Annotated in this window: 12 protein-coding genes and 4 pseudogenes; 12 read left to right on the plus strand and 4 right to left on the minus strand. The window is 67.2% G+C overall.

What is annotated here, in order from left to right; translation table 11 throughout:
- Positions 1-193 precede the first annotated feature (193 nt).
- The 4 genes from KWI83_RS35210 to KWI83_RS35225 all read left to right on the plus strand — a co-directional run bounded on the left by KWI83_RS35210 (position 194) and on the right by KWI83_RS35225 (position 4464).
- Positions 194-388, plus strand: a complete 195-nt coding sequence (locus KWI83_RS35210) for a hypothetical protein (RefSeq protein ID WP_218518453.1) — start codon at positions 194-196, stop codon at positions 386-388.
- 145 nt (positions 389-533) lie between these two features.
- Complete coding sequence (locus KWI83_RS35215) at positions 534-1244, plus strand: hypothetical protein (RefSeq protein WP_218518454.1); 711 nt, start codon at positions 534-536, stop codon at positions 1242-1244.
- A gap of 486 nt (positions 1245-1730) precedes the next feature.
- Positions 1731-2915 carry a glycosyltransferase family 2 protein gene (locus KWI83_RS35220; protein ID WP_218518455.1) on the plus strand — a complete coding sequence of 395 codons (1185 nt, stop codon included), beginning with the start codon at positions 1731-1733 and terminating at the stop codon, positions 2913-2915.
- Positions 2916-3042: 127 nt separating this feature from the next.
- A complete protein-coding gene (locus KWI83_RS35225; RefSeq protein ID WP_218518456.1) occupies positions 3043-4464 on the plus strand; it encodes an MATE family efflux transporter in 1422 nt (473 codons plus the stop codon).
- 111 nt (positions 4465-4575) lie between these two features.
- Here the strand turns inward: KWI83_RS35225 and KWI83_RS35230 are convergent.
- Positions 4576-5653: pseudogene (locus KWI83_RS35230) on the minus strand (IS110 family transposase).
- 528 nt (positions 5654-6181) lie between these two features.
- Here KWI83_RS35230 and KWI83_RS35235 point away from each other — a divergent pair.
- On the plus strand, positions 6182-6424 hold the full coding sequence (locus tag KWI83_RS35235; RefSeq protein ID WP_256363256.1) for a hypothetical protein: 243 nt from the start codon (positions 6182-6184) through the stop codon (positions 6422-6424).
- A gap of 21 nt (positions 6425-6445) precedes the next feature.
- Here KWI83_RS35235 and KWI83_RS35240 read toward each other — a convergent pair whose 3' ends face one another.
- The 3 genes and pseudogenes from KWI83_RS35240 to KWI83_RS35250 all read right to left on the minus strand — a co-directional run bounded on the left by KWI83_RS35240 (position 6446) and on the right by KWI83_RS35250 (position 10890).
- Positions 6446-7483, minus strand: coding sequence for a LacI family DNA-binding transcriptional regulator (locus KWI83_RS35240; protein WP_374106444.1), 1038 nt, complete (start codon positions 7481-7483; stop codon positions 6446-6448).
- Between the two features lie 1154 nt (positions 7484-8637).
- Positions 8638-9534: an aminoglycoside phosphotransferase family protein gene (locus KWI83_RS35245; RefSeq protein WP_218518457.1), complete on the minus strand. Its 897-nt coding sequence runs from the start codon at positions 9532-9534 to the stop codon at positions 8638-8640.
- Between the two features lie 310 nt (positions 9535-9844).
- Positions 9845-10890 (minus strand): annotated as a pseudogene (locus KWI83_RS35250) (DDE-type integrase/transposase/recombinase).
- Between the two features lie 121 nt (positions 10891-11011).
- Here KWI83_RS35250 and KWI83_RS35255 point away from each other — a divergent pair.
- The 7 genes and pseudogenes from KWI83_RS35255 (at position 11012) to KWI83_RS35285 (ending at position 18758) form a co-directional block, all read left to right on the plus strand.
- Positions 11012-11858, plus strand: a pseudogene (locus KWI83_RS35255) (IS5 family transposase).
- Positions 11855-12253 carry a hypothetical protein gene (locus KWI83_RS35260; protein WP_218518458.1) on the plus strand — a complete coding sequence of 133 codons (399 nt, stop codon included), beginning with the start codon at positions 11855-11857 and terminating at the stop codon, positions 12251-12253. The pseudogene KWI83_RS35255 and the gene KWI83_RS35260 overlap by 4 nt, the downstream one beginning before the upstream one ends.
- Positions 12254-12825: 572 nt before the next feature.
- On the plus strand, positions 12826-13581 hold the full coding sequence (locus tag KWI83_RS35265) for a transposase (RefSeq protein ID WP_218518459.1): 756 nt from the start codon (positions 12826-12828) through the stop codon (positions 13579-13581).
- A 319-nt stretch (positions 13582-13900) separates the two neighbouring features.
- Positions 13901-14953: a PaaX family transcriptional regulator C-terminal domain-containing protein gene (locus KWI83_RS35270; RefSeq protein WP_308122360.1), complete on the plus strand. Its 1053-nt coding sequence runs from the start codon at positions 13901-13903 to the stop codon at positions 14951-14953.
- A 678-nt stretch (positions 14954-15631) separates the two neighbouring features.
- A complete protein-coding gene (locus KWI83_RS35275; RefSeq protein ID WP_218518461.1) occupies positions 15632-16915 on the plus strand; it encodes an ABC transporter substrate-binding protein in 1284 nt (427 codons plus the stop codon).
- A gap of 324 nt (positions 16916-17239) precedes the next feature.
- Positions 17240-17794: pseudogene (locus KWI83_RS39475) on the plus strand (carbohydrate ABC transporter permease); the annotation flags it as partial.
- Positions 17795-17921: 127 nt separating this feature from the next.
- Positions 17922-18758: a carbohydrate ABC transporter permease gene (locus tag KWI83_RS35285; RefSeq protein WP_308122361.1), complete on the plus strand. Its 837-nt coding sequence runs from the start codon at positions 17922-17924 to the stop codon at positions 18756-18758.
- Positions 18759-18771 lie beyond the last annotated feature (13 nt).

Consider the following 18771-nt stretch of genomic DNA (forward strand, 5'->3'; position numbering starts at 1 on the left):
CGCATCGCTCACCACCGAGCCGGCCCTGCGTCCGAGCCCCGAGCAGCACGGATACCTGATCCTGCCGTGCTTCCTTCCCACCGATCCTGGTGTCGGGGCACGCGGCGAGGTCGACCGCTGGGTAGCCGAAGGGCTGCGCACGCGGTCGATCGCCTCTCGCCTCGACCCAGACGTCCACGGGGTTCTGCCCGTGATGGAGCTGGAAGTCTTGGGCCACGGCGAACTCATCGGCTACGAGTCGCTCCTCCAGATGCTCAGCAGGCTGATGGGACCCGACGTCGTCTTCCACCACCTGCACCGCGACCGGCAGCGCCCGGACGCCCCGGGCATGCCCTGGCACCACGACTACGGGGCAACGGGCCACAGACCGACCGCGCCCATGCGGTGATCCACCCGCTGCACTACTTGGACAGCCTCGACGCCGGCACGCATTTGGACACCGACCAGCTGTCCGGTGAGGTCGTCACGTCGTCGACGCCTCGTACTGTCAGGTCGGCCCCGCCCGGTCGCCAGTGAAGCCGTACCGGCGGCACATGTTGCGGCGCGCACAGAAGCTGGGCCTCGGCCACGGCGCCTGGCAGGAGCTGATCGGCCATCCGTGTGCGCTGCGCGGGCGGCCGCTGGGCACCCGGGTAGAGAGCACCAACGGCATCCTCGACGGACGCATGATGGCCGCGAGCCTCGCCGTCCACCGGGCGGATCCGCATCTGCTGGCCGGTCCGGAGCGTTCACGCAGCACGTGGACCGGCCGTGAGCCGGAGCATGAGGCATGGATCGCGGGCACGGCGGCCGAGGCGGCGGAGCTGACCGCTGCGGGCCGGTGCGTGAGTCACCGTGACCGCGAGGAGATCGATCTCACCTTCGGCGACGGACTGCAGTCGGAGAAAGCCGGGCGCATCCTGGAACGCTACGGCGTACCGGCGACGTTCTTCTGCGTGGGCATGAACGCCCGTGCCCAGCCCGCTGACCCGGCCTCAGCTCAAGGGGCAGATCGAATGCATCCAGGAAGCGAAAGCCACGCCGGCCCTGTTCCGAGTCCGGGCTTACGACCGTTGCTGTGGGACGTGGTGCCGGACGGCTGGTCGATGCCGGGTGCCCGGGCCGGCGCCGACATCATCCTCGACCAGGCGCGCCCGGGCTCCGTCGTACTGCTGCACGACGGCGGAGGCGACCGCACCCGGACGGTGGATGAGATGGCGGCTCGCGCAGATGAGTCCGCACCGACGGCTCTTCCCGCCGCGTGACCGGGCACTGTTCAGAAGCCGTCTCGGGATGCCATCTCTGCGACAGCCGAATCCACAGGTTGAAGCCGACATCGACGTCCCGCTCGTCCGCCGGTCGATCGCCGCTCGGTTTCCGCAGTGGGCCGTTCTGTCGAGCGAGCCGGGTATCGAGTCCGCGGCGGGAAGTGGCGGGCGAACATCGCCGACTGCCCGAGATCTGGGGCTGGTCGGTCATCCGTCGGCTCGACGGCACCACCCCGCCACCCGCCGACGCCCGGAGGGCGCGGTGTCGGGGCGGCCCTGTCCGTTGCCCTCATCCAACTCCCCTACGACAGAGCTCCCCGTGCGCGGTGACATCCGCGCACGGGGAGCTCCTTTCCTTCTGCTGCGAGCGGGTTTCCAAGCTCTTGCCAAATTTGGCAACCTTGCGCCAAACTCTTGTCTGAAGGTTCCCGGTCCCCTCGACGGACCACCGGGAAGGCAGACGACTTCGCAGGAGGAGCAAGTATGGGTGCCCCGAAGTTCAGCATCGTGATTCCGTACAAGCAGCGCCTGGACAACATCAAGCTCGCCTTCGCCGCCCTCGCCGAACAGACCATGGACCGTTCGGAGTTCGAAGTCATCATCGGTGCGCTGGAGAACTCGCCGGAATTCGCCTCCGTGTGCGAGGAGTTCTCGGACCGGCTCAACATCGTCACGGTGATGTCGGGCGTCGAGTGGAATCTCTGCCACGCCAGGAACCTGGCGCTGCGGCACGTGTCCGGGCAGGTCCTCGTCGTTCTGGACGCGGACATGGTCGTGCCCTCGCGATTCCTGGAGAACCTCTACACCCGGTACTTCCAGCACGGGCAGAAGATCTGCGTGGTGGGGCAGATGATCGGCTACAACGACGTCGTCAGGCGTGACGTGGAGGCCGTCGAGGTCCGCCCGTTCAGCGACTACCGAAAGGTGCTCGCGGAGCTGGAAACGGAGGGCAACGTCCAGCTTGACTACCGCTGGACTCCCGAGTACGCGTCGGCTTTCGCTCGTTTCCCCTGGGTCTACGCCTGCGGTGCCCTCGTCGCCGTCCCCGCGGCGATCGTCAAGGAGCACGGCCTCACCTACGAGGAGGGCTTCCGCGGCTGGGGGCCCGAGGACCAGGAGTGGGCCCGCCGTGTCTCACTCACGGGCACGCCCATCGTGCTGGGTGAAGGCGTCTACGGCGTGCACCTGCCGCACCCACGCAACCAGGTGGACCAGTCCGAGACGGAGATCATCAACTGGCGGTTCTACCTCTCCAAGTGGCCGGTCCTGGACGTGGAGATGGCCATCGCGTACGACCAGCTCGATGCGGACCGGCTCTATCCGGACGCCGCGCGTGAAGTGGCCGCCGCCGTGCCCGCAGACGGGCAGCAGATGGGTGTCGTGCGTGGCACGATCAACGGCCGCAGTGTCCTCGTGGTGGGCGCCGCCATCGACACCGAGTCGCACACTCCCGCCCCCTGGATCAGCACGATGTTCGACGAGCACACCTCTCGCGAGGTTCTCCCGCTGGCCGGGCTCGCCCTGCCCTACACCGACCAGAGCATCGACGAGTGCCGCGTTCTGGCCCCTGTCCTCGAGCTGAGCACGCAGTTCCGCGACACCGTCCTTCGGGAAGCCGAGCGTGTCGCTGTGAAGGTCGTGGCTCCGGAAGCCGAAGCGCTGCGCTGAGACCCCGCCACCGGCGACCGCGCCGGAACGTCGCAGGCCGGGGAGGGCACGAGACCGTCATCCCCGGCCCGCCCGCGCGGGCTGACAGTCGTGAACTCCAACAACGCACTCGGGAAGATGAGGCGGCATGACCGTGACGCAGACGGTGGACGGCGCGGGAGGGGCGGTGCACAGCGGTCTCAGGTTGGCGCTCGACCGCAGGTTCATAGCGTTGGTGTGCGCCACGGCGGTTCCTGTGACGCTGCAGTCCCTCATGTCCTCGTCCAGGACAATCGTTGACGCGCTTTTCGTATCGCACCTGGGTACCGATGAGATAGCCGCCATCGGCTATTCCACCCGCGTCATTTTCATCGTCATCATGGCCATGCTGGGAACGGCCAATGGCGGCGCGGTCATCGTCGCACAGTTCTGGGGCAACGGCAGTGCGCGGAAAGCCCGCCAGGCCACGACGTTGACCGTTGTGATCGCCAGCGCGATCGCCGTGGTCGTCTGCACCGCCTGCTTCGTCTGGGCGAGGGAGATCATGGCGGTGGGCACGGAGAATTTCCGCGTGATATCGCTGGGTACCGAATACATCAGAACTGTGATTCCGATGATCATTCCCTTCGCTGTGATATCGGTGCTGGCCGCGAGTCTGCGAAGCCTGGGGCAGGCGAAGACGGCTATGAATCTCGCCTTGATCGGCCTGTTCCTCCATGTGGCTCTGGCATACGGTCTTGTCTTCGGCAACTGGGGAATGCCCGAACTGCGACTGGCCGGGGCGGCCTGGGCAACCGTCATCAGCACCTACGCGGAATGCCTTCTGTTCATCGTGTACCTGTACGGAAGGCGCCATCCCATGGCCTTCCGCATCCGGGACCTCCGCGACGGTGTCGGCAACGGAATCCTGCAGAAGATCTGGCGTGTCGGCCTTCCGGTATCACTGGGTTCGATGTCGTGGGCGATCGGAATCTTCTGCTACAGCGCCATCGTCGGTCGGGCCGGCACGCAGGAGCTGGCGGTTCTGTCGATGATCAATCCGATCGAGGACACCGCCGTGTGCTTCGCGAACGGTGTGGCCACGGCGGCGGCGGTGCTCATCGGGAACAGCATCGGGGAAGGCGCCGACGAAGAGCGCACATGGTGCATGAGCAAGGCCCTGTTGATCTGGAGCACGGCTGTCGCGGCCGTATGCAGTCTGCTCCTGCTGTTGACCAGCTTCTGGGTGGGGAAGATCTACGGGGAAATCGACGGCGAGACGATCGGCGTCGCGCGGGAAACCGCCGTCGTCTTGGCATTCGTGTTCATTTTCCGGATGACATGCATGACTCTCCAGAACGGTCTCCTGAGGGCCGGGGGAGACACGGTCTACATTTTGAGGGCGGATCTGGCCTGCCAGTGGATGATCGCCATTCCGCTGACATTCATGGCGGCGCTCGTATGGGATCTCCCGTTCCCACTTGTCTTTGTCGCCATCAACAGCGAGGAAATCGTGAAGGCCGTCATCAGCGGCTATCGCGTTTATCGCCGCAAGTGGGTTCAGAGGCTCGTCGAAACCGCGACGAGATGAACAAGGGGACTCGTCCCCGCTGATTACGTGCACGCTCGGCGCCGCGCGGCCGAACTCCTCATCCGGGTCGGCGGGGGGGTGCCTCTATGTCCTTCGTCAAGGGTGAGTGGGTCATGCGGAGGCGGTTCCGGGGGTGCGTGGCTCGTAGAACGTGCCGTCGCGGAGCATGGCGAAGAGCACGCTGATGCGGTGGTGGGCGAGGCGGAGGAGGGCTTGGGTGTGGGTCTTCTTGCGGGCGCGTTGTTTGTCGTAGTAAGTGCGGGAGGCGGGGTCGTGCAGGGCGGCGAATGCCGAGAGGAACATCGCCCGTTTCAGCTGCCGGTTGCCGCCTCTGGGCGCGTGTTCGCCATGGATCGAGGTCCCCGACGACTTCGTGGCGGGCGCAAGCCCGGCGTAGGAGGCCAGGTGGGCGGCGCTGGGGAAACTGGTGCCGTCACCGACGGTGACCAGCAGCACAGCGGCGGTCCTGACCGCGACCCCCGGCATCGAGGTCAGGACCTGGGAAAGAGGGTGTGCCTCCAGCAGGGCGTTGATCTGTGCTTCCAGGGCCCGGCGCTGTTCGTGGACGGCGGCCAGGGAGCGGACCAGGGACGGGATCACGATGTCGAGGGTGCCGGTCCCGGGAACGATGACGGTCTGTTCGTCGAGCGCGTCAAAGACCTCGTCGATCAGCCGCTGTGCCATGCGGGGGGCCTTGGGCCGGATCGCCTCGGCCGCGTATCCGGTTGGAGGCGCGGGTGGCCTCGGCCGCGAGGTCCTGGTCGAAGCCGACCAGTACGGTCAGTTCGGCGGTGATCTCGTCGGTGAGTTCCAGCGAGCGCAGTGCGTTGGGCAGGGTGCGGGCGGCGTCCGCGATGACCGCGGCGTCCTTCGCGTCGGTCTTGGCCTCGCCCGGGTAGAGGTCGGCGATCCGGCGCATCGCCAGGCCCGGCAGGTAGGCGACCTTGCAGCCCGCGTCGCGGGCGACGGTGAGCGGGAGAGCGCCGATCGAGGCAGGCTGGTCCACGATCACCAGGACGGTGCCGAACTTCGCGGTCGGCTTGTCGAAGACGGCCCGCAGTTTCGGCTCGCTGTTGGGCAGCTGCTTGTCGAAGACCTTCTTGCCGGCCGGGGTCAGCCCGTGCCCGTGATGGGCGCTCTTGCCGACGTCCAGGCCGAGGAACACGCCCACGTCTTCGGTGTCGAACATCGCGCCCTTCCAGGGAAGTTGAACGTGCCGGCCTCGGCATCGGTGTCGCACGCGCATCCACGTTATGCAGACCTGCCGCCCGGGAGGTGCCGGGCGTTGCGCTCGGCGGGGCGGTAGTCGGGCCTCTGATCAGCGTCTCCGACGGCACCTTCCGGGCCCGGTGACACCACCCCAGGTCATCCCTTCGACAGGGGGGAACAGTCATGCCGGGCCCGGAGGCCAGCGGTCCCGTTGCGGAACCGCGAAGAAGATAACGGGGGGTAATGGGCATCCACGGGCTGCTGGAGCATCTCTGGCTCAACAGCTGCCCGAGACAGCCTGGGAGACCTCCCCTGAAACAGGACGGCTCCCTCCAGGAGGGCTACTTCGTGGCCGAGCTGACCGGCCTGAACACCCGGGAGGGCCGGCCCAAAGAGCACCTTGCTGATCGTCCGGAGGGTCATCGGCCGGATGTGAGGCATCGCCGGCTCCCACCAGCCTCAATTCCTCGACGCCCTCCACCGTGATCACACAGAAGTGGAGGACCGGGTGCGCACGAACAAGGCGATGGGCCTGCACAACCTCCTGGCGCTGCGCGACCACGCCGATCTGGTCGATGCCGAGCCCGGCACCATGTGCTTTCGCCTCTACCACCTGCCGGCCCGCCTCACGAAACACGCCCGCCGTCACCTTGAACCCGGCGCAGCCGCAGCGTCACGCGACGGCCCACCCCCGACATCAGGGGACATCATGGGCGAACCGTCGAGCCACTCAGCGACCGAACCCCGCTGACGGATCGAGGTCAAAGGTGGGTCACGTCGTGCCGCGGACATTCAAGCTTGGTGTCAGGACGATAGGGGGTGGCAGTTCGCCCGCGAGGAGTTGGTCGACTTGGTGGATGGCCAGTTCGCCCAGCCGTCGCTTGTCGAGGTGGAGGGTGGTCAGTGGCGGGTCGACCAGATCGACGACGCTCAGCCCGTCGTAGCCGACCAGCGCGCAGTCGTCCGGTACTTGGACGCCGAGCCGGCGGGCGGCCCGGAGCGCGCCGATCGCAACCAGGTCGTTGAAGGCGACCACGGCGGTGAGGTCCGGGCGCGCGGCGTACAGCGCCTCGAACGCGGCGGCGCCCCCGGCCGGGGACTGCTCACCCATGACAACCCAGCCCTCGTCGACGGGCAGCGCATGTTCGCCGACGACTTCGAGGAAGGTGCGGCGCCGGACCATCGGGGCGCTCACGCACTCGCAGTCGATCATGCCGATCCGGCGGTGACCCCGGTCGATGAGGTGCTGCATCCCGGCCCGGATTCCGGCCGCGGTGTCGATGTCGACCAACGCGTGGTTCGACGAGTCCAGCCCGCGATCGACCAGAACCAGCGGCACGGTGCCCACGTACGGTTCGAGCTGCGCATCGGGATGGCTGATGTAGCCCACAAGAGCGTCAACCTGTTGGCCGAGTGAGCGGACCAGGGCCAGCTCCCGGGACCGATCGTTCTCGGTGCTGGCCACGAGCACCTGCCAGTCGCGTTCGTCCGCGGCCGCAATCACTCCTGCCACGAACTCCGGGAAGAAGGGGTTGACCACGTCGGGGACGATGAGCCCGACGGATACGACGTCCGGGCGGACCAGCCCCCGGCCGAACCGGCTGGGCCGGTACCGCAACTGCCTTGCGACATCGAGCACGCGTTGCTGAGTCCCCGGGTCGATCTCCCCCTTGCCGTTGATCGCCCGGGAGACGGTCTGATGGGACACGCCTGCCGCCTGAGCAACGTCGCGGAGCGTGACGCGCTTGACGGTTCTCACACCCCGCGCCCGCTGGTCTTCCGTTTCCCGCTGTCCGGCCACGCTGCCCACTCACTTCTGTTCCTGTGCTGCCCTGTGTCCAAGTCAATCAGGTTCACCGGCCTGCCGCGCCATCACCAGCCCGGCACTGCCACGAGAGCAGGGCAGCGCCAGAACGCCACCGGCGGATCGTGAGCCGTCCGGCGGCGGGCGTTGACGGAATCCGCTCCCCTGAGCGAGAATTGCGTTAACGGTCACGTTAACGGTAACGGGCCAAGCGAAGGAGAGCACAGTGGCTTCTTTGAGGGGTCCTCTACCGCACGAGCCCCACCAGATGTTCCGTGGCGTGTTCCGCGGCTGGCACGCAAAGGCCGGCGTCTTTTCGGCGCTGCCGGACGCACCTGTGGAGCCGGATGATCCGCAGCCTTGGTGGCGCCAACTGAGAGTTCGGCGGCAGAAGCCGAGCAGCGGTGGATCTTCGCTCAGTCGGTCCATGGCGCGTCCCCGGGGCTGTCCTGCTCCCAGTGGGGATGGTCGGAGCTGACAAGAAGTGTCCCGCGGACCCTCCGGCGAGGGGCGGATCGAAGGTGAGTCCGCGGCAGCGAGGCGACGAACGTGCCGATCGCACAACAGCTGCCGCAGTGGCCACCGGACAAGGATCACGGAGATGAGTGAAGCGCCCCGCCCCGACCGACGCCTGATCCGGGACAAGGCATCGACCTCGTCGTGATCAAGGAACTCCTCGGCCACCCACATCGGCGTCACCGTCGGCGTCTACGCCCACGTCCGACTCGGCGTCCCGGCGCACGTGTCCCCACGGCTCGCGCTCGGCGCCAGCGGTAGTAGGTGGAGGAGGCGATGTGCAGTTCCCGAAGTACGCACTCGACTCCCAGGCGTGGATGGTCGTCGATGAGCTCGCTGTCGACCTCGGAGTGCACGCCGAGGTCGACAGCGAGCTCACGCGACTCCCACGAGTACTTCCTGGGGGCAGCCGTGGTCGATGTCCTCTCATGAGAACCATCTGCCCCTCTGCCACTATCCTACGCATCTACCTCAGTTGGACAGCCAGAACTGGCAGCTCCGGGCCGTCGGCGTGCTTGCGGATCTCGCATCCGGCGGGCCTGATCCGCAGGGCCACGAACCGGGAGTACATCCCCTTCATGCCGGGGTGTGTGGCTGTGCCGCTTCCGGCTGGGCGGTGCAGCCGAGCTGTTCCCGTTGGTGTATCACTCCATCGACTCCAAAATGCGATCGAGTGTCCGACGCCCCATGCTGCTCATCGTCGGATTGCTCTCGACGTAGTACCAGACAACCCCCATCGCCTGTTCGAACGCCCAGGCCTTGCCGCGCTCCCACTCCAGATCGTCACAGGCCAGTGTCCGCCGGAGTACTTCCCGCGGGCCTGACTGCAACAGGTGCCAGGCACTGACCAGATCCAGCGCGGGGTCGGCCGGGCCGAAGCCGCCGGTGTCGAGTACGCCCCTGAGCCGGTCTCCCGCGACCAGTACATTGCCGGGAATCAAGTCACCATGGCTCATCACGTCGGCACCCGTACGTGGCAACTCCCGAAAGTGGCTCCACAATTCGCGCAGCCGGGGCACGTCGAGCAGCCCCTCACTCTCCTCGAAGCACTTCGCCATCCAGTCGTCGTGGTCGGTGAGAACGCCGCCACGATTTTCGCCGCTGAAAAGCCGCCCCCGCGTCTCGGCGTCCCGCAGGGCTGCGATGAAGGCCGCAAGGTCCTCGGCAAAAGCGTCCGACCCACTCGGGTCGGCATCAAAGGCGACCGTTCCCGGCAGCCATGTCTGGACCGACCACGGCATGGGGTAACCCGCTCCAGGCTTTCCCAAGGCGACGGGTTCCGGGACGGGGAACCGAGACACCTGTGCCAGCTCCGCGCTCGCCTGGGCTTCCTGCTCCAGAACCGCCAGCGCCTCGGCGGCATCGACCAGGCGCAGTGGGAAACGCGCGGAGAGGTCGTTCCCGATACGGAAGATGGCGTGGACCGTCCCGGTCGACGACACGAGTTGGATCGCCTTGCCGCTCCACTGAGGGAATTGCTCTTGGACCAAGGTCGCAACGATTTCGGTGGTCACGTCCACTTGGTCATCGTGCATGATCATTCTCGCAGGGCCTTCCACTAGTCCCATTCGTCACGCCAAAAGCAGACCGGATCGGCTGGGATTCTCGGCCGCCCAAGTGTCTGAAACGTTCCGGTCGCCCCAGGTCGCAGACGCGGCTGCCACATCGCCGCGGCCGACGGTACGGGCATCCCAGCTCGATCTCCCACCGTGACAGAGTAGGCGCATGTGTTGCCAACTAAGGCAATGAATGGCAACATCGGGAGTAGTTGCCCCCTGTTCACCCAGCGGCGCGCGGTCGGTGCCAGTTGTTGAGCCGGAAGATTTCAAGTCCAGTGAGACTGTCGTGACGCTATGAGGTTTGTGGTGCGGGTTCGCGGCGCTTGGCCGGGTCGTTGATCCAGGCGGTCTGGGGTATATGGGGTGGTTGGGGGCGGCGGCCGAAGCGTTCGGGGTGGCGGGCGCATGCCTCGGCGAGGGTGACGGCCCGCTGGTCGCGGACCTCCTCGGCGGTGCCGAAGTGGACGGAGGCGGGTGTGTGCCAGCCGATGCCCGAGTGCCGGTGCTCATGGTTGTAGTACGCGATGAAGGCGTCGAACCACTCTCGGGCGTGGGTCACGGAGTCCAACCGTTCGGGATAGTCGGACATGTACTTCGTGGTCTTGAACTGGGCCTCGCTGTAGGGCTTGTCGTTGTAGACCTTCGGCCGGGAGTGCGATCTTGTCACCCCGAGATCGATGAGCAGCTGGGAGACCTTCTTGCTGGTCATCGAGGTGCCGCGGTCGGCGTGCACGGTCTCGGGCACGATCCCGTTGCGGGCGATGGTCTCGCGGATCAACTCCTCGTCTCGCTCGGCGGGTTCGGCGCCTCGACGGTGTGGCCGACGATGTAGCGGCTGAAGATGTCGATGATGACGTAGGCGTGATACCAGATGCCCTTGGCCGGTCCGGCCGCCTTGGTGATGTCCCAGGTGAACACCTGCGACGGGGCGGTGGCCACCAGTTCGGGCACCGTCCTGGCGGGATGGGTGGCCTGTCTTCGGCGCGAGCGCGGAAGCTTTCCCATGACCTCCAACGCGGCCTTGCTCCGGGCCAGTTCCCTCTCCAGGCGCTCCACTTGGCGGCGCAGTTTCTTGTTCTTCGCCTCGGCGCCAGACTTCTTCGGCCTCGCCGGGCTGGTGCGCTGATCGACCAGTTTCTCCAGGGCTCCGGCATCCCGCGCGGCCCGCCACTCCTTCACGTGCGAGTGGTACAACCGCTCGCGGCACAGGATCGCGCCCTTCTCGTTCTTGGGCGCGGCGTCGTACTCGGCCACTATCCGCAGTTTGTACTCGGGGCTGAAAGTGCGGCGCGTCGGCCGGAGGGCCGGGTCGGGTCCGGCGGGCGTGGTGCTGGTCATGAGGGGATGGTTCTCCTATCGTGCTCTCTCAGTGGGCGGTTCGTGAGTCTTTGAGTGGGTCTGCTGTCGCCTGATGATGTGGCGGCGGGGCGGAATCTGCCGGTCCGCGGTTGGTGATTGGGTGAGTGAACGCAAGCCGTATCCGAGTGACTTATCGGACGAGCAGTGGTCGTTGATCGAGCCGGTGATCACCGCGTGGAAGGACCGGCACCGCTCGGTCAGCGGCCACCAGGGCGCCTACGCCATGCGGGAGATCGTGAACGCGATCCTCTACCAGGGGCGGACTGGCTGCCAGTGGGCCTATCTCCCGCACGACCTGCCGCAGAAGAGCGCGACCTACTACTACTTCGCCGCCTGGCGGGACGACGGAACCGACCAGGTCATCCATGAACTTCTGCGCTGCCAGGTCCGCGAACGCGCCCGCCGATTAGAGGACCCGACCCTGGTGGTCCTGGACACCCAGAGTGTCCACGTGGCCGCCGGGGTCCCCGCCTCCACGACCGGACACGATCCTGCCAAGCGGGTGCCCGGCCGCAAACGCGGCCTGGCCGTGGACGTCCTCGGCCTGGTCATCGCGGTCGTCGTCCTCGCCGCGAACACCCACGACAACGCCGCGGGCATCGTCCTGCTGGACCAGGTCGCCGAGCACACCGGCGGAACCGTCGGCAAAGCCCTGGTCGACCAGGGCTTCAAGAACCAGGTCGTCGAACACGGCGCCGGCCTGGGAATTGACGTCGTGATCGTCGCACGCAACCCGCAGGACAAGGGGTTCGTGCCGCGGCCGAAGCGGTGGAGGGTCGAGCAGACCTACGGGGATCCTGATACTGCACCGGCGCCTGGTCCGCGACTACGAGCACTGTCCCTCCTCCGCCTCCCGCGTCTACTGGGCGATGACCCACGTCATGACCCGACGCCTCACCGGCGCGAACGCCCCCACCTGGCGCGCGGAGCAGGCGGCGGCAGCGTGAACATCCGGCCCCTGCTCGATGCCCTGGACCTCCAGGAAGACGCCGCCCGGGCCCTGGCCGACGACCTCCGCGCACAGATCGACGACCTGCAGACCCGGTTGCGGGAGGCCGAGACGCACCTGGGGCACCTCACGATCACCCGCAAGACCGTCACCGGCCTCGCCGACCGGCTCCCCGCCTCCCCGCCGGAGCTGCCCGAGCACCCGGACTACCCCCGCATCCTCGCCGCCTTCAACCACGCGACCGGACCGCTACGGGCCAAGGACGTCTGCGAAGCCCTCGGCCACGAACTGCTGCCGAAGAACATCGAAGGCACCCGCGCCAAGCTGAAACGCCTCGTCAAACTCGGGATCCTCACCGAGGCCGACACTGGCAACTTCGCCAGGAACCAATAGCCGACGGAACCTCCACCAGCAGCCTTGCTCCCACCTGTGACCAGGATTTTTAGTTGGCACAACAGCAGGCCAGTTGGCACTGATTGGGACGTGCATGACCTTGGCCGGGAGCGAGGTGATGCGGGCGTCTGGTCGGCTGTTTGAAGGGCGGCGTGCCCTTTCGGGTTGGGTGATCGTCCTCAGCGCGCCGTGCCTCCTCAGCAGTTGAGTGTGATCTCCACATTCGGGATCCAGGCGTCCCAATATCCGTATATCCGTCAAGGATGATGGACGACTGCTGCTGATCGCTGGTAGTTGACACTGCTGCAGCTCCGCGATCCAGGAGGGCGCCGTCGACGTCGTCGGCTTCGGACGGCTGTGGATGCGCGCATCAGTTGGATCTCTGACCTGTGGCAGTCCCTGCCGATGGAACGACAGCGCCCCATCGGCTCGATCCTTCTGTGGCTGCCGGACGACGGCAACCGTGACCGGCCCGGCCGGTACGGGGCGAGCGCGGCGACGCGTAGTCTCGACGGTCAACAACGGTGTCCGGGACTCGCGGCCGGATGCGGCATCAAGCCCGCTGTCCGCGCATGGTCGAGCGATGCCGCCGGGCAGGCGTGCCGTTCGGCTGGGTGGCTGCCGACAGCGCCTACGGCCAGGACCGCGAGCTCCGCGCCGCCCTGGAGCGCCGCCGCATCTCCTATGTCATGGCCGTGCCGGTGGACGAGACCGTGTCCACCCCCGGCACCGGGCCCCTGCGCGTTGTCCAGCTCGCCGCCCGTATCCCGCTGGTCTTCGAGCGTCGCTCGTGTGGCGCGGGGGCCAAGGGCCCGCGCTCCTACGACTGGGCGCTGGCCGAGGTCACCTGGCCCGGCGGCGCCGAGACGGGGCCCCGCAGCGGCCATGTCCACCTGCTGCTGGTGCGGCGCTCGATCGCCGACCCCAGCCAGGTCGCCCACTTCGCGGTGCACGCCAGGGCCGGCACCCCGATCGGCGAGATGGTCCGCGTGATGGGCCTGCGCTGGGGAATCGAGGACTGTTTTGAGACCGCGAAGTCCGACTGCGGCCTGGACCACTACGAGGTCCGCACCTGGGACGCCTGGCACCGTCACATCACCCTGTCCCTGGCCGCCCTCGCCTTCCTGACCATCACCGACACCCGCACCCGCGACCTTCAAGACCCCGGTGAACCGGAGCTGTTGCCCGCACCGCCCATCCGGTCGTGGTGCCCCAAGAGGGGCCTTTCAGGCCGCGTTGAAAAGCTGATCCGCTACACCGCCGTGGAGATCCGCCACCTGCTCAACCGACTCGTATGGGTCACCCGGCCCCCAGCACCGCCATCGTGATCACCCGCATCAAGCTCGTGAACGTAACACGGTCAAACAATTGCCGATGTAAGCGCATGCTGGAGATCGTTCAAGTGGGCGGCCTGGGCATCGCCGGCTACATCCGGCCCAGACGGCCCGCCGCCCCGTTGATGCAATGACGGCGGACCGTCCGTGGCACTCGCAGCCAGGGCGGCAGGCGGGATCCCTCTGTTGCTCGGAAGTATGCTTCACTCAGCGTCCGACCGGGCATCGAGCTGTTATCAACTATGTCAGTCAGGTGATGTTCGGGTGTGCGTTCCCTGGCGCGAGGTGGCCGTCGGAGACATCGGTGGACAGGGTGGCGACAGCCGACGCCCGGGTCAGGTCCGGGCTTTGGGTCGGGCCGTTACAGTGGCACCGCCGTATTAGACGCGTCGGAGCAGCCTTGGCGAACCTGTCCCACCACGAGCAGATCTTCTCCGGCGACGGCACTGGGCCGATGCGGTTGCCGCGCTGGCAGGCCGACGTTTCACCAGCGGGCTTGGCGGTCACCTTGATCGCTGATTACACGTTTCCGGCTCGGGCTTGGCTGCCGGCGGCGGCGATCGTGGCGCTGCTGAGGGGGTTCGACGTGGCCGAGGGAGCCGCCCGTACGACGATCAGCAGGCTGGCGCGTCGAGGGGTGCTGGAGGGCAGTCGGCGGGGGCGGTACAGCTCGTATCGGCTGACGCGGGAGGCCGCTGTCGATCTGTGGAGCGGCGGTGGCTCCATCGCCACGTTCACCACGCAACCCGACTCATGGGACGGATGGTGGACACTGGTCGCCTTCTCCGTGCCGGAACAGGAGAGCACGCGACGGCGCGCGCTGCGCACCGCGCTGCGGTGGCGGGGATTCGCGCCGCTGTACGACGCGGTCTGGGCGTCGCCGCACCCGCTCACCCCCAAGGGGCGTGCTGAGCTGGCCGACTTGGCGCTGGGGGCGGTGAGCGTGTTCCGCGCGCGACAGGTGGATCTCGAGACGGAGGCCAATCGCAACCCGGTCGAGGCATGGGACCTGCCCGGCATCGCCGACCAGTACGAGATCTTCATCCGGCGGTGGAGCAGCCTGCTGCCCCGTATCAGCGCCGGTGAAGTCACCGGCGCCGCGGCGGTGCGCGCCCGCACCGAGGTGATGAACACCTACCGCCACTTCCCGGTACTGGACCCCCTGCTGCCCATCGAGCTGCTGCCGGCCGACTGGCCTCGGTCCCGGGCGCGGGAAGTGTGCGTCGCGGTGTACGACGGTCTGGCCCACCCGGCCCAGGAACACGTCCGTTCGGTGGCGGCCCAGTCCGCGGACGGTCCGCACCTCGACATCAGTGCCCACACGATCGCCGGCATGAGTGCTGGTATCGGTCACAGTCACGGCTGAGTTCAAAGGGATTGGGTCGCAGCGATTGACAGATGAGAGTCCGATCGCGACTCTTTCTGTCATTCGAAGCGATGTGGGAACGTTCACAATCATGTGGCGCGCAACGAGCGGATTGCATCCCCCACGCCGCCTCGGGCCTTTGCACCTCCGCATCAGTGGTGACAGGAGGCATCTCCATGGGTGAGTTACGGCTGGTCGGCTCGACAGTTGCGGTGGTTCCCGGACCAGCGTGCGAGTTGGAGCCCTCGGCGGCTGGCTGCACAGCAAGGGACTGGAGTCCGGCATCTGCGCGGTGCCGACGGACAAGACCTGCGCGCCGTACTTCAACACCTTCCCGATGGCCAACGCAGCCCGGGCACGCGCAGGACGCCCGCCAGTTCGCCGTCTGGGGCCTGGACTGCCTCAAGTACGACTGGTGCTCGCCCAAGGGCATCATCAACGACCAGGTGGCTGCGTTCGCGTGGATCACGAAACGGTGGATGACCGGGAGCGACGGCAGCAGGGCGATGGGCGTACGGAACATCGTCGACGTGAACGTCCCCTGTCGTCCTACGCCTGGCCCGGGGGCTTCAACGGCCGGGGCATGTTCGACCAGAGCAGCCGTTCGCGATGTCTGTTCGGTCACCACCGGAGCGATCAAGGGGTGGGCCGCTCGCTCGGAAGGTGGTGCACCCGCCCATGGCAGTGTCACGAAGGCGGCTTCTGGCGCTGGGCGCCGGAGCGGCCGCCGGAGGGTTCGGGCTGGCCGGCTGCGGGTCGCAGCGCTCGCTCGGCGACTCGGATGAGATCACGCTGTGGACCTGGGACCGGTCGGTGAGCGACGAGCTGGTCGCCCGGGCCGAGACGAAGGGCATTCCCGGGGCCGAGGGCTTCAGACTCAGCCGCACCAACATCGGCGGCCACTTCAACACCAAGGTGCGTACCACGCTCGCCGGCAAGTCCCTGGTGCCGGACATCATCGGCATCAACTCCGACGTGGCCACCTACTTCCCCAACCAGGACGTGTTCGTCGACCTGAACGACTTCGGCGCGGCCGAGCTGAAGAGCCGGTACCTGGACTGGAAGTGGAACGAGTGCATCACGCCCGAGGGCCGGATGATCGCGTTCCCCATGGACACCGGCCCCACCGGGCTGTTCTACCGCGCCGACCTGCTTCAGGAGGCCGGGATCACCACCGACCCGAAGGAGCTGGCCGCCCGCGCCCCGGACTGGGACGGCTTCATCGCGCTGGGCAAGGAGCTGCAGAAGTCCCAGGAGCGCGCGGTGATCTGCCCCAACATCCGCCACGTCTGGAGCATCCGGCTGGGCCAGCTGGCCAGCAAGTTCATGACCGAGGACGGCCGGTACATCGGCGACCGGGACGAGCTGCGCGAGGCATTCGAACTGGCCTACCGGATCGGCAGGGACGGCCTGTCGGCCGGCGCCCCGGAGGGCTCCACCGACTTGTACGGCGTGGTCACCAGCGGCCGCCAGCCGGTCGGCATCGGCGCGGTGTGGTGGGGCTTCGCCTTCCCGGAGTCGGCCGCGCCGAAGACCGAGGGCAAGTGGCGGGTGACCGACCCGCCCGGCGGCGCCGGCAACGTCGGCGGCTCGTTCCTGGCGATCACCAAGTACTCCAAGAACCCCGAGGCGGCCTACAAGTTCCTCACCTGGCTGCAGTCTCCGGAGAACCAGGTCAAGGCGTTCACGGAGATGTCGCTGTTCCCGTCCTCCCCGCGTTCCTTCACGAGGCCGGAGATGCGTGAGCCCCGGCCCTTCTACGGCGGGCAGCGCACCATCGAGGTGTTCGGCCCGTCGGCGCGGCAGGTCAAGACCGTCTACAAGAGCCCGTACGACCGGGTGATGGACCCCGTCTTCGCCGCCGAGCTCGCCAACGTGGAGTCCGGCAAGAACGTCGACACGGCATGGAGGGACGCCCAGGACACCATCGAGCGCGAGCTGACCCGCGAGGGGGCGATCTGAATGGGCCTCGCCGATGCGCTGCGCGGGAAGACCGTCAAGCGGCGCGGGAGCGCCGCCAAGCCGCCGCCGGACGGGTCCAGGCCGCTGCCCGGCTGGCGCCGCTACTGGCCGATGTACGCGGCGGTCTCCCCGTTCTTCATCCTCTTCGCCGTCTTCGGCGTCTTCCCGGTCGGCTTCTCCATCTACCTGTCGTTCATGTCGTGGGACGGCATCGGAGAGACGCAGTCGATCGGCTGGGAGAACTACGCGTACCTGGTGACCGACTCCGACTTCTGGCAGTCGATCGGCAACACCCTGATCATCTGGATCCTGTCCACCGTCCCGATGATCTTCTTGGCGCTGGTCATCGCCTACGCGCTGCACACTGCCGTGCGGTTCAAGGCGCTCTACCGGGTGGCCTACTTCGTCCCGAACATCACCTCGATCGTGGCGATGACCCTGGTGCTCGGCTCGGTCTTCAGCGACAGCTCCGGGCTGCTCAACAGCGCGCTGCGGGCGATCAACGCCGGCGAGGTCGGCTGGCTGTCCGACCCGTGGGCGATGAAGACATCCGTGGCGGCGATCACCACCTGGCGGTGGGTCGGCTACAACGCCATCATCTGCCTGGCCGGCCTGCAGGCCATCTCCAGCGACGTGTTCGAGGCGGCCAAGGTCGACGGCGCCACCAACCGCCAGACCTTCTTCCGGATCACCATCCCGATGCTCCGCCCGGTGATCCTTTTCGTCGCCGTCACCTCCACCATCGGCGGGCTGCAACTGTTCACCGAGCCGCAGGTGCTGTTCCCGGTGGACGACAACGGGAACGTCGGCGGGCCCGGCGGCGAGGCCACCACCATCGTGCTCTACCTGTACCAGCAGGCGTTCATCTTCAACCGGTTCGGCTATGGCGCGGCTGTCGGCTGGGCGCTGTTCCTCCTGATCGCGGTGTTCTCCGTCATCAACTGGCGGCTGATCAGCGGCCGCGACGAGGACGTGATCGGTACCGGCAAGCGGAAGGGGAAGTCCCGTGCGCGCTGGGACGGCCGCGAGGTCGCGGACGATCGTGGGCCACGCCGTGCTCCTGCTGGGCGTGCTGATCACGATCTTCCCGTTCTACTGGATGTTCGTGATGGCCTCGAACACCACCGGGGACGTCTTCGCCTACCCGCCCAAGCTGATTCCCGGCCCCCACCTGTGGGAGAACATGAACAAGGTGTTCGACGGGATCGACTTCTGGGGGTCGATGGGCATCACCGTCGTGGCCGCCACAGCCGTGACGTTCCTGGTGCTGCTCTTCGACTCGCTGGCCGCCTTCGCCTTCGCCAAGCACGACTTCCCCGGGCGGAGGGTGCTGTTCTGGATCGTGCTGGCCACCTTCATGATCCCGATGCAGCTGGCGCTGGTGCCGCAGTTCGTCACCCTGGCCTGGCTCGGCTGGGTCGGTTCGCTCAAGGCGCTGATCATTCCCGGTGCGGCCAACGCGTTCGGGATCTTCTGGATGCGCCAGTACGCGCAGGGGGCGATCGCCGACGAGCTGATCCAGGCGTCGAGGGTGGACGGGGCCGGGTTCTTCCGCCAGTGGTGGACGGTGGGGCTGCCGGTGCTTCGCCCGGGGCTGGCGTTCCTGGGGATCTTCACCTTCTTCCACATCTGGAACGACTACCTGTGGCCACTGATCGTGATGACCGACCCGGGCAAGGTGACGTTGCAGGTGGCCGTGCAGCAGCTGAACGGCGTCTACACCACGGACCAGTCGATGGTCATCGCCGGAGCGCTCATGTCGGTGATCCCGCTGATCGGGGTCTTCCTGATCGGCTCGCGCCACTTCATCGCCAACCTGGCCGCCGGCGCCATGAAGTTCTGAAGCAGCACGCGCC

This window comes from Streptomyces sp. TRM70350, from assembly GCF_019219825.1.
Classification (GTDB): domain Bacteria; phylum Actinomycetota; class Actinomycetes; order Streptomycetales; family Streptomycetaceae; genus Streptomyces.

What these genes read in the sequence shown, in the direction of transcription:
- KWI83_RS35210 (WP_218518453.1), top strand. Translation starts at nt 194, where the DNA reads ATGGAGCTGGAAGTCTTGGGCCACGGCGAACTCATCGGCTACGAGTCG.
- KWI83_RS35215 (WP_218518454.1), top strand. Translation starts at nt 534, where the DNA reads ATGTTGCGGCGCGCACAGAAGCTGGGCCTCGGCCACGGCGCCTGGCAG.
- KWI83_RS35220 (WP_218518455.1), top strand. Translation starts at nt 1,731, where the DNA reads ATGGGTGCCCCGAAGTTCAGCATCGTGATTCCGTACAAGCAGCGCCTG.
- KWI83_RS35225 (WP_218518456.1), top strand. Translation starts at nt 3,043, where the DNA reads ATGACCGTGACGCAGACGGTGGACGGCGCGGGAGGGGCGGTGCACAGC.
- KWI83_RS35245 (WP_218518457.1), bottom strand. Translation starts at nt 9,534, where the DNA reads ATGATCATGCACGATGACCAAGTGGACGTGACCACCGAAATCGTTGCG.
- KWI83_RS35265 (WP_218518459.1), top strand. Translation starts at nt 12,826, where the DNA reads ATGGTCGAGCGATGCCGCCGGGCAGGCGTGCCGTTCGGCTGGGTGGCT.
- KWI83_RS35275 (WP_218518461.1), top strand. Translation starts at nt 15,632, where the DNA reads ATGGCAGTGTCACGAAGGCGGCTTCTGGCGCTGGGCGCCGGAGCGGCC.